We start from the raw sequence: 11,445 nt of genomic DNA on the forward strand, positions 1-11,445 counted from the left end.
CCTGCGGCAAAAAAAACGCAAACGTTTTCCGAACCTGTTTCAGGGCAGATTTTGCTCCTTCTTTGCACTCAACCCGCCGTAATCATTTATCGCCCGCCAGGCAACATGACACGGTGCTATTGCCTGACACCAGCTTGTCTGACGCTGGCTTTTAGGCGGCACAACTCCCACATTACTTAACGCTTTACCATTTACGCTCACCTGAATCAGGTTAATGTAATAAGGCGTTGGGTTAGTGAGTTGTACACCCTGCGACTTCCGTGTCCAGCGTAATTGTTGATAAGCTTCCAGCGGGTCGCCCGGCAAACCTTCGGGTCGCCAGAACAGTTTAAATACCGAGCGCATCGCCACTTTTACGCTCTGATTTTCAACTTTGCCGGATGGCACGCTGGCAATGCTTAACTCAAAGAGCGTTTCGCGATCCACAGGCAAGATGTCGCTTTCCGTTCTCAGCAAGCGCAACGTGCCTGTCGTACCGGGCTTCAGGAGAATAAGTGGCGGAGCGGCCAGTAATGGTGCTGGCACTGTCGACGCTTCACCTCCGGCCCAACGCGTTGGGCGGTTGATTTTACTGTTAATAAGCCAGGATTCCTGACTGGTATTAGTCAGTAAAATAGATATCGATTCTCTGTCTGCCGGAAAGATAAATCGCGTTCCGCCGACCACCACTCCTGCCTGCAATTCACCCGCCACCAGCAGCGATAAAACGGCGAAAATCAAGAGCGACAATCTGTTCCACGTATTAGTCATAATGAAGTACAAATGTCGCGCTGGCATTCACTTTACCAGACTACACATCGCTATTGACAGGTCGCAATTGCGCATAAAAAGTTAATGGCACCTTACCGCTATGTAGGCTGTAGTCTTTACTCGCCTGGTTAAGCGGAATCAATATCTTCGCATCATCCAGAATCGCAATTGCCAGCCCGCTGGCTGCATCCGTACCACTTTCAATGGACAACATTTCGCTCTGCACTCCGTCGGGGGTTCCTGAAAAGGTGACGTCAACCGTGCTGACATCTGTTCCGCAATCCTGCAAATTAATGATGAAAGATTTCTCCGGGCCATAATTCCCATGAGAAAAACGTGTCAGCGAGACATCGCCTAACTGCACATTGATTTGCTTGCTATCCTGTGCCAGCACGCATGTATTATGGCGAAACGATCCGCTAATGTTGACCGTGCCATCATGGGCAAATAGCTCACAGCCCCCCGTTAATCCCAGTAAGAACAGAATCCAGATTATCCGTTTCAACATCACTCCTTCACTGGTAAACCAGATCAAAATAGAGAACCGCCGTCGCATTACCGCCCGTTGCTCCCGCCTTTGTGGACTTATAACGAAGTTGATATTTGAGTGTGTTATCCCCGGCTTTTAAGGGCGTAAGAGGCTGGACCTGATTGAGCGGGATTTCTTGCTGACTTTGCGCATCAAGAATTTGCACGGCAATCCCTGTTGCCATACCACCGCTTCCGCCTGTGTCAGTTAGTTTGAGCAGTGTCGGTGCAAGGGTGTCAGCCTCGCCGCTAAAAAGGACGTCCGCGCCAGTAATACTAGCGGCACAACCGGTGATATCGATATTCAAATCAGCAGCAGTGCTTACGGTATTCGCGGCCTGAAAATCACTGATATTAAAATCGCCAATATGAATATTTTGTAATGCACTTTTGGTGGCGACATCACAGCCCTGATCGACCACATTCTCATAAATATGCATACTAACTTGTTCAGGCCCAGCCATCCCGACATGGATGTTAAGAATGCTAAAGAACAAGATAACGCACTGAAATATCGTTTTTTTCTTCATACGTTCACGCGTTAATCAAAATTTATTCTCACCGTTGCCGTGGCTTCAAATCGTCCGGTTTCTGGTGGTACACCTGTCGTGCTGACTGGATAGACATTCATTCGCGCGATACTGTCTGCATCATCAGGAATAGAGAGCGGTAATGTTCCACCAGCAGGGGAAATAATGTTGTTCTGGCTATCGGTCACCACCACGCCCACGCCTGGACGTGACGTCTTAATCGCCTGGGGATAGCTGGGGTCTGTGGTTGCCGTCAAACTCAGGTTGACGTTAACTAACCCCGCGTTTCCCGTGTTACACCTGACCGGAATTGCAAGTTCTGCCGTTCTGGCCCCAAGAGGCTTATGCCCTACAACACGAAAGTTAGCCGCAAATACGTCGCCCAGATCGACCTCGATTGTTTCTCCGGCATTGACGGAACATGAGCCAAGTGAATTGATAGTACCAGACAGGTAATACACTAAAACCGGTGTACCTGTAGTCGTGCAGGAATCACCTGCGGGTATGTTGTAGCATTCAAATAATCGCGCCAGCGCCATAGGAGGAATGACGACCGAACCAACGAACGGCTGCAATATTTTCAGGGAAAAGCTACCGCTATTACCGCTAGCCCCCTGGCCGCCTAAACGTTGACCGCCGGGGTCACAAATATGCCATCGGGTATCCCCCCCTGTGCCCACGTTTTCGAAAGGAACCGCTGTAGGAGAACTGCCTTTAACCTGCAATAAAACTTTGGCGGCAAGATAGTCATTAATTTTGTACCAGTTGTCGCCTAAATAGACTAACGGTGAATCCGCGGCGAATGCCCATCGGCCACTTCTGACATTGTCTTTATCGCAATCACAGGAAACATAATAATCATTCGATTCGTTCCACTGATAAAATTTGTCTTTTACTACCCCAGTCGTATTTTCTTCTTCCTCCAGGGTTTTAACGCCAAAATTGACGCCAATATACGGATTCCCCTGAGTGGTATGACACTGCCCGCTATAAGCAGCGGTTTGAGCGCACCATAGCAATAAGACGGCGGCAAAAAATAGTCGTAGTAATGACACGCATTTTTCTCCAAAGATTATCTGCATATGGCATCCATTCGCGTAATCGCAGAATTAATTTGTTGTTCGGTAAGCTCGTAACTGATATGACAAATTTGATCGGGAGCTTCGCCCCAGCGTACGGTTATTGTTCCCTTCGCCGGTAAACCCGCCATATAGAGCGAGCCATCATCATCAATTATGCCGCTATTAGCCTGTACGCCGTCCAGCGTCGCTATCGCGCCAAAACGCAGCGGTATACCCTGCTTTGTTGTTTTCATTAATACCCTTGCTCCCGCATGGGCATTGAACTCCGCCAGAACCAACGCCCCTTTGGTGGGAACCACGTTGACTACTGCATTTTCAAGATCCACGTTACGTTTTAACGACGCCGCATCAAGTGCGATTCGATTTTCACGATAAGAAGTGGCATAAGGAACAACGGTATATCCGCGCCAGTCAGTTTTCAGCCCGGTGCTGTTCGCCACACGAGTATTCTCTGCGCCTGGTGCTGCAATCAGCACGTTAGTTTCCCCCAGCGATTGCCCCAGGGTAATGCCCTGTGAATGGGCAACTAAACTGCCTGAAAGAGCGTAGTTCAGTTGTTGTTGACTGCCGTTATCGCTGTAGTTGTAGCCCACTCGGGCATCTGCAAACGCCCCTTTGTAGTCCATGCTGGCGCTACCATTAACCGTTTTCCCCTCGCTGTTATATCCCTGTTGCACGCTGTAGCTCAGGTTGCCATCATCGAGTAGTGTCTCCGTTAAACCCAAGTTTTGTGTAATGTGCCCTTCGTTATCGATACTGGTGTTAGAGGTCATCCAGGCGTAATTTTTTTTCCTGGTATAGCTATCATTACTTCTGGGGAGCAACAGATTGAGCGGCAGGGAAAAATCTAGTGCAAACACCTGATCAGCATCAGGTTGACCACGGGACTTACTGTAGTTCCAGGAGATCCCCAGCGAGAGATCTTTAATTTGCGTGTTATAGCCAAACTGTAATAGCCGATCCTGTTGATCGGTATGCCAGTAAGTTTGCTGGCTACCACTTAAATAAAACGAACCGTACTCGCCTAATTGCTGGGAGATACTGACCTGCAGTTTGCCACGTTTGGTGTAAAACAAATTGTAATAACGCGACCACATCGGCGTATCTTCATCATCACCGTCATTAAATTCGTAGCCATCCATATGTTTATACATAGTGTCGGAAAGGGTGTAGAAACCCGACGTCGAATAGCGATAGCCCATCAATTGAAAATTAGTGCCCAATTGGTTGAGCGTTTTGGCATACAGAAAACGATATGACTGACCTTTATGTTCGCTTTGGTCTGCCAGCGTACTCTTCGCCTGGGTCACATCGAACGAAATTGCTCCGAAATCGCCGAGGTTAAATCCCAGACCAAACATGGCGGCACGGTAATATTCAGCATATTGTCCACCACCATACCAGGTCGTTCCCCACGGTCCGCCCCACTGCAACGTGGCCTGGGCAAATTTGCTCTCCTGCTGTTCATTACTATTGGTTCTGTATTTCGCCAGTGTCACCGCGTATTTGATTCGCCCCTGACGCTGGAGTAATGGCACGCTGGAAAAGGGTACGCTGTAGCTATTGACGCTGCCGTCCGCTTCTTTGATTTCAACTAACAAATCACCGCTCGACGACGTGGAATAGAGATCACTAATTTCAAAAGCACCAGGCGATACATAAGTTTGATAAATGGTGTAACCATTTTGCTTAATCGTTATCTGGGCATTGCTTTTGGCGATACCACGCACCACAGGCGCAAACCCTTTCAGGCTGTCTGGCAGCATGTTGTCATCTGACGCCAGCTGCACACCACGAAAGCTGACACTATCGAAAAAATCGCCTGCAGTATAATCATCACCTACGGTCAGTTCGCCTTTCAGAGGAATAACCGCCCGTTGCAAATAGCTGCTGAGATTCTTCCATTCTGCGGTTTGGCCACTACTACGACTCCATGTTGAATTGTTGCGCAATCTCCATGGGCCTAAATTAACGCCACTGTTTAAATTCAGAAAATAACTGTCGCCAGAATCACTGTCTGCGCTGCTATGAATACTGTTAGCCCCGCTAAATGAATATCCCAGTAATAGCGCGTTGATCCCTTCATCCCAACGTTCAGGGGGGACATAACCACGAGCATTACTTTTGATGGTGGATTTGCCCCTATATTTCCAGACGGAGTTTATTCACATTAAAAGTTACGCTGGCATCCGGAATAATCTCCGCCAATAGCGCACACGCTTGTTTGTCCAGTTGTTTAAAAGCCGGAAATGCATCAGTATTCACGCCCATTGCATCCAGGCTTTCAGTCGTCAAACAGGCGGCAATCCCCTTCTCTGGCGTTATCTCAACAAAATTGACGTTGCGCGTATCTACAATTGTCTGATTCAGAACAATATCGACACGATAAACCCCTGGCGTTATTTTTTGTCCTTTTTCGAAACGAGACAAATCGGCCACCATTGAGGGATCATCTTTGAAAAAGGCTGGATCGAACCAGGTTTCAGCTTGTGCATTGAACGCTGCCGACACAAACACCACCAGCCCACCAATAAACGATGGCACGCCACCAGAGCTTAACAGGCTGTGTTGTCGGTGAGTTCTATACATCTCGCTCTCTTAACTGAAGACGAATTACGATTTACAGTTGAGTTGCGGCGTTTCCGCCCCGTAGTCATTGATGGTTCGATACGTTACGCTGCTATTTTTGGCACCCTTTGGCAGAGAGAATTGGTATTTATCAAAGGGGGAAATCATTTGATTTTTAACTACCTTTCCACCTATTTTCAGGTCTGTCAGGGTAATGAAATAAGGTGTTGGGTTACTGACCGTAACCATGTCAGCTGACGAAGTGCAACGCAGTTTCGCCGGAGCCTCGCCTAAGGGATACGCTAAACCTTTTGGTCGCCAGAAAAGTTTGATGACGCTTTGTGTGGCAATCTTCAGGGTATTGCCTTCTTCCCGCTTCGTTGTTGAAGGGACTGCCCGTACGCTAGTGAAGAAAAGAGTTTCTCTGTCTTTCGCCAACGGCGCACCAATGTACATAATGCGTAACAGATTCTCATTAGCCGGATTCAGCACAAATAGCGGTGGTGTAATAATAAAGTCTGCTGATTTTTTATTATCTGGGGTCATCACCCATGACTGAATCAGATAAGGAACATCCGGACTGGTGTTACGTACACCCAGTGAAATTTGCTCTTCACCTTCTGAATAAACAAGACGTGTTGCTGCAAGTCCAATCCCGCCTTTACCTGCCGCCCATGCGGATGAGCAGCTGAGTAATATTGCCGTTAAACTTACGGTCACAATTCCCTTTGTTATGCAAGTTTTCATAAATAGTCACTCTTAAAAAATATGAATATCCCCTCCAGAACACTGGAGGGGTACTAATTAACAAAACAATTAATGAGTTCTATTAATAATAGTTAATATGGAAATTTGTTACCGCATTCACATTACCTGAAGTCGCTTTCCCCGTAGCGATATAATCAACTTTAAAAGTCAACGTCTGATCTCCATCCTGCAACAAAATGTTCCCGGTTTCTGTGTCTGGCGTGATGGCCGTTGTACCATCATTCATATACATTTGCAGGGCCACGTTTGTAGCAGCATCAGATGAGGCCTGGTTAGCAAACGCTGTAATCTGAGTAGTATCCGCAGTGCCATTAAAGGTGAACGTTGCATTTTTTGTTACGGTAGTATCACAATCTTTTAATTCAATTGGCACATCAGTTTGCACGCCAGAAACCTGACCATTGGTTTGCAACTTCGTGGCACTAACATCTGGCAAAGTCACCACGGAATCTTTCGTCGCAGCGACCAGGGTACAAGCTGGAGCAATAACTTTACCATTAAATGTTACTGAACCATCCGTGATAGCATTATCATCAGCTGCCATAACACTGGACGTTGCACATACCACAGTTATAAACGCCGTCAATACACTTTTTTTCATCGTTATCATCCTGATCTCTTCGTAAATATGATAATGCCTTTAAATGACATTAGACTTAATAATAACAATAATTGTCCGCCATTTAAATCAAGCATACTAAATCCAATAAGTGACAAATCTTTAATTTATAGATTTCATGAATATTTAAATATTACCTGAACGAGTAATTCATTGATTCAACATCTAATGACTATCCAATAAATAAATATGCGTGATATATAAAGCCCTTTCTTTAGTTTATTTTCAGAAAAAGATACACAAAATTTATATTTGGCATTTTCTTGTCTCTCCGACAGACTGAGCGAATTGTTATCAATGTTAACAAAACAAGAACAATTGGTTATAAGGAGAGAGTATGCGTGTCATCACCCTGGCGGGTAGTCCTCGCTTTCCTTCTCGCTCCAGCTCCTTGCTGGAATATGCGCGGGAAAAACTAAATGGCCTGGATGTAGAGGTTTATCACTGGAATCTGCAAAACTTCGCCGCGGAAGATCTGCTTTATGCTCGTTTCGATAGTCCGGCACTCAATACCTTCACCGAACAGTTGCAACAGGCTGACGGGCTGATTGTCGCCACGCCTGTGTATAAAGCCGCCTATTCCGGTGCGCTGAAAACCCTGCTCGACCTGCTGCCAGAACGTGCGTTGCAAGGCAAAGTGGTGCTACCGCTGGCGACGGGCGGTACGGTGGCCCATCTGCTGGCGGTCGATTATGCCCTTAAGCCAGTTTTAAGTGCGCTGAAAGCCCAGGAGATCCTGCACGGCGTGTTTGCCGATGACTCACAAGTAATTGATTACCATCACAAACCCCAGTTCACGCCGAATTTACAAACCCGTCTTGATACCGCGCTAGAAACTTTCTGGCAGGCATTGCACCGCCGCGATGTTCAGGTTCCTGATCTTCATTCTCTGCGAGGTAATGCCCATGCGTAAGATCATTAAACTGGCGCTAGCGGGTTTACTTAGCGTCTCTACACTCGCGGTTGCCGCAGAGTCTTCGCCAGAGGCGTTAAGGATTGGCTATCAGAAAAGCAACATCAGTTCGGTGCTGGCGAAAAATTACCAAATGCTGGAAAAACGCTATCCGCAAACAAAAATCTCGTGGGTGGAGTTCCCCGCTGGCCCGCAAATGCTTGAGGCGTTAAACGTTGGCAGTATTGATCTCGGCAGTACCGGGGATATTCCGCCAATCTTTGCCCAGGCTGCCGGGGCTGATTTGGTATATGTGGGCGTCGAGCCGCCAAAGCCAAAAGCCGAGGTGATTCTGGTGGCAGAAAACAGCCCGATCAAAACCGTAGCCGATCTTAAAGGCCACAAAGTTGCGTTCCAGAAAGGTTCCAGTTCACACAATCTTTTACTGCGCGCACTACGCCAGGCCGGACTTAAGTTTACTGACATCCAGCCTACTTATCTGACGCCAGCTGATGCCCGCGCCGCGTTCCAGCAAGGTAACGTTGACGCCTGGGCTATCTGGGATCCCTACTACTCCGCTGCATTATTACAGGGCGGCGTGCGGGTGTTGAAAGACGGCACCGATCTCAATCAAACCGGAGCGTTTTATCTGGCAGCTCGCCCCTATGCAGAAAAAAACGGCGCTTTTATTCAGTGTGTACTGGCAACCTTTAGTGAGGCCGATGCGTTAACCCGCAGCCAGCGCGAGCAAAGCATCGCTTTACTGGCAAAAACGATGGGCTTACCGGCACCGGTGATTGCCTCTTACTTAGATCATCGCCCACCTACCACCATCAAACCGGTTAACGCCGAGGTTGCCGCCTTACAGCAGCAAACGGCAGATCTGTTTTATGAAAACCGTCTGGTGCCGAAAAAAGTCGATATTCGCCAACGCATCTGGCAGCCCACTCAACTGGAAGGAAAACAATTATGAGTCTGAATATGTTCTGGTTTTTACCGACCCATGGTGACGGGCATTATCTGGGAACGGAAGAAGGTTCACGCCCGGTTGATCACGGTTATCTGCAACAAATTGCGCAAGCGGCGGATCGTCTTGGCTATACCGGTGTGCTGATCCCAACGGGGCGCTCCTGCGAAGATGCGTGGCTGGTTGCCGCATCGATGATCCCGGTGACGCAGAGGCTGAAGTTTCTTGTCGCCCTGCGTCCCAGCGTAACCTCACCTACCGTTGCCGCCCGCCAGGCCGCCACGCTTGACCGTCTCTCAAATGGACGTGCGTTGTTTAACCTGGTCACAGGCAGCGATCCACAAGAACTGGCAGGCGACGGCGTGTTCCTTGATCATAGTGAGCGCTACGAAGCCTCGGCGGAATTTACCCAGGTCTGGCGGCGCTTATTGCTGGGGGAAACCGTCGATTTCAACGGTAAACATATTCATGTGCGGGGAGCCAAACTGCTCTTCCCGCCGATTCAACAGCCGTATCCTCCGCTTTACTTTGGCGGATCGTCAGACGTCGCCCAGGAGCTGGCGGCAGAACAAGTTGATCTCTACCTCACCTGGGGCGAACCGCCAGAACTGGTTAAAGAGAAAATCGAACAAGTGCGGGCGAAAGCTGCCGCGCATGGACGCAAAATTCGTTTCGGCATTCGTCTGCATGTGATTGTTCGTGAAACTAACGACGAAGCGTGGCAGGCCGCCGAGCGGTTAATCTCGCATCTTGATGATGAGACTATCGCCAAAGCACAAGCCGCATTCGCCCGCACGGATTCCGTGGGGCAACAGCGAATGGCAGCGCTACATAACGGCAAGCGCGACAATCTGGAGATCAGCCCCAATTTATGGGCGGGCGTTGGCTTAGTGCGCGGCGGTGCCGGGACGGCGCTGGTGGGCGATGGTCCTACGGTCGCTGCGCGAATCAACGAATATGCCGCGCTTGGCATCGACAGCTTTATGCTTTCGGGCTATCCGCATCTGGAAGAAGCGTATCGGGTCGGCGAGTTGCTGTTCCCACATCTGGATGTCGCCATTCCGGAAATTCCCCAGCCGCAGCCGCTGAATCCGCAAGGCGAAGCGGTGGCGAATGATTTTATCCCTCGCAGAGTCGCGCAAAGCTAAGGAAGAAGATAATGGCAACGCCAGTGAAGAAGTGGTTATTGCGCGTTGCCCCCTGGTTTTTACCGGTGGGCATCGTGGCGGTGTGGCAACTGGCCTCCTCGGTTGGCTGGTTGTCGACGCGTATTTTGCCCTCACCGGAAGGGGTGGTGATGGCGTTCTGGACGCTCTCAGCCAGCGGCGAATTGTGGCAGCATCTGGCGATCAGCTCCTGGCGGGCGCTGATTGGCTTTTCAATTGGCGGATCGCTGGGGTTGATTTTGGGACTGATTAGCGGGCTGTCACGCTGGGGTGAGCGACTGCTGGATACCTCAATTCAGATGTTGCGCAACGTGCCGCATCTGGCGCTGATCCCGCTGGTGATTTTGTGGTTTGGCATTGATGAATCCGCAAAAATCTTTCTGGTGGCGCTCGGTACGCTATTCCCCATTTATATCAACACCTGGCATGGCATCCGTAATATCGATCGCGGGTTGGTGGAAATGGCGCGTAGCTATGGATTATCCGGCATACCGCTGTTTATCCATGTGATCCTGCCTGGTGCCCTGCCCTCAATTATGGTCGGCGTGCGTTTTGCGTTGGGCCTGATGTGGCTGACGCTGATTGTTGCCGAAACCATTTCTGCCAATTCAGGCATTGGTTATCTGGCGATGAATGCGCGGGAGTTTTTGCAAACGGACGTGGTGGTGGTCGCCATTATTCTTTACGCCCTGCTCGGCAAACTGGCTGACGTCAGCGCGCAGCTGTTAGAGCGCCTCTGGTTGCGCTGGAACCCGGCTTATCATTTGAAGGAGGCCACGGTATGAATACTGCTCGTCTGAACCAGGGCACGCCATTGTTGCTCAATGCAGTAAGCAAACATTACGCGGAAAATATCGTCCTGAACCAACTGGATTTACATATTCCGGCAGGTCAGTTTGTGGCGGTGGTGGGCCGCAGCGGTGGTGGCAAAAGTACCCTGCTGCGCCTGCTGGCAGGTCTGGAAACGCCAACCGCTGGCGATGTGTTAGCGGGCACCACACCGCTGGCTGAAATTCAGGAAGACACGCGAATGATGTTTCAGGATGCGCGTCTGCTACCGTGGAAATCGGTGATTGATAACGTTGGGTTAGGCCTTAAAGGCCAGTGGCGCGATGCCGCGCGTCGGGCGTTGGCTGCGGTAGGACTGGAGAATCGCGCCGGGGAATGGCCTGCCGCACTTTCAGGCGGGCAGAAACAGCGAGTGGCGCTGGCAAGAGCGTTGATTCATCGACCGGGTTTATTGTTGCTTGATGAACCGCTCGGGGCGCTGGATGCCTTAACGCGACTCGAGATGCAGGATTTGATTGTGTCACTTTGGCAGGAGCACGGCTTTACCGTACTGTTGGTGACGCATGATGTGAGCGAAGCGGTAGCAATGGCTGACCGGGTGTTATTAATTGAAGAGGGAAAAATTGGTCTGGATTTGACAGTGGATATCCCTCGTCCGCGTCGATTAGGGTCGGTGCGATTAGCGGAGCTGGAAGCGGAAGTGTTGCAACGGGTAATGCAGCGTGGTGAGTCTGAAACTCGCCTGAGAAAACAGGGGTAAAATCCCCGAATGGCGGCGCTATTGCC

Annotated in this window: 11 protein-coding genes and 1 pseudogene; 5 read left to right on the forward strand and 7 right to left on the reverse strand. The window is 49.7% G+C overall.

What is annotated here, in order from left to right; all coding sequences use genetic code 11:
* Positions 1-39: 39 nt before the first annotated feature.
* The 7 genes and pseudogenes from OQV04_RS01710 to OQV04_RS01740 all read right to left on the reverse strand — a co-directional run bounded on the left by OQV04_RS01710 (position 40) and on the right by OQV04_RS01740 (position 6,827).
* Positions 40-777 carry a fimbrial chaperone gene (locus OQV04_RS01710; protein WP_160438344.1) on the reverse strand — a complete coding sequence of 246 codons (738 nt, stop codon included), beginning with the start codon at positions 775-777 and terminating at the stop codon, positions 40-42.
* A gap of 13 nt (positions 778-790) precedes the next feature.
* Entirely contained in the window at positions 791-1,258 is a 468-nt protein-coding gene (locus OQV04_RS01715; RefSeq protein WP_099145295.1) for a fimbrial protein, read from the reverse strand.
* 7 nt (positions 1,259-1,265) lie between these two features.
* Complete coding sequence (locus tag OQV04_RS01720) at positions 1,266-1,808, reverse strand: fimbrial protein (RefSeq protein WP_077757361.1); 543 nt, start codon at positions 1,806-1,808, stop codon at positions 1,266-1,268.
* An 11-nt stretch (positions 1,809-1,819) separates the two neighbouring features.
* Positions 1,820-2,890 (reverse strand): fimbrial protein, encoded by a 1,071-nt coding sequence (locus tag OQV04_RS01725; RefSeq protein ID WP_032280654.1) that lies wholly within the window; start codon positions 2,888-2,890, stop codon positions 1,820-1,822.
* Positions 2,881-5,479: pseudogene (locus OQV04_RS01730) on the reverse strand (fimbrial biogenesis usher protein). The gene OQV04_RS01725 and the pseudogene OQV04_RS01730 overlap by 10 nt, the downstream one beginning before the upstream one ends.
* 24 nt (positions 5,480-5,503) lie before the next feature.
* On the reverse strand, positions 5,504-6,205 hold the full coding sequence (locus tag OQV04_RS01735) for a fimbrial biogenesis chaperone (protein WP_000845152.1): 702 nt from the start codon (positions 6,203-6,205) through the stop codon (positions 5,504-5,506).
* Positions 6,206-6,287: 82 nt separating this feature from the next.
* Entirely contained in the window at positions 6,288-6,827 is a 540-nt protein-coding gene (locus tag OQV04_RS01740) for a fimbrial protein (protein ID WP_000750296.1), read from the reverse strand.
* 355 nt (positions 6,828-7,182) lie between these two features.
* Between OQV04_RS01740 and ssuE the strand changes: the two genes are divergently transcribed.
* The 5 genes from ssuE to ssuB are packed head-to-tail and all read left to right on the forward strand — an operon-like array spanning position 7,183 to position 11,419.
* Positions 7,183-7,758, forward strand: coding sequence for an NADPH-dependent FMN reductase (gene ssuE / locus OQV04_RS01745; protein WP_001263920.1), 576 nt, complete (start codon positions 7,183-7,185; stop codon positions 7,756-7,758).
* Positions 7,751-8,710 carry an aliphatic sulfonate ABC transporter substrate-binding protein SsuA gene (gene ssuA, locus OQV04_RS01750; protein ID WP_332641590.1) on the forward strand — a complete coding sequence of 320 codons (960 nt, stop codon included), beginning with the start codon at positions 7,751-7,753 and terminating at the stop codon, positions 8,708-8,710. Before ssuE ends, ssuA begins: the two co-directional genes overlap by 8 nt.
* Complete coding sequence (gene ssuD / locus OQV04_RS01755; protein ID WP_032280651.1) at positions 8,707-9,852, forward strand: FMNH2-dependent alkanesulfonate monooxygenase; 1,146 nt, start codon at positions 8,707-8,709, stop codon at positions 9,850-9,852. The genes ssuA and ssuD overlap by 4 nt, the downstream gene beginning before the upstream one ends.
* Before the next feature lie 11 nt (positions 9,853-9,863).
* Positions 9,864-10,655 carry an aliphatic sulfonate ABC transporter permease SsuC gene (gene ssuC / locus OQV04_RS01760; RefSeq protein WP_000235189.1) on the forward strand — a complete coding sequence of 264 codons (792 nt, stop codon included), beginning with the start codon at positions 9,864-9,866 and terminating at the stop codon, positions 10,653-10,655.
* Positions 10,652-11,419 carry an aliphatic sulfonates ABC transporter ATP-binding protein gene (gene ssuB / locus OQV04_RS01765; protein WP_001090506.1) on the forward strand — a complete coding sequence of 256 codons (768 nt, stop codon included), beginning with the start codon at positions 10,652-10,654 and terminating at the stop codon, positions 11,417-11,419. The genes ssuC and ssuB overlap by 4 nt, the downstream gene beginning before the upstream one ends.
* Positions 11,420-11,445 lie beyond the last annotated feature (26 nt).

It is taken from the genome of Escherichia sp. Lx600-2 (genome assembly GCF_036662595.1).
Lineage (GTDB): Bacteria > Pseudomonadota > Gammaproteobacteria > Enterobacterales > Enterobacteriaceae > Escherichia > Escherichia coli.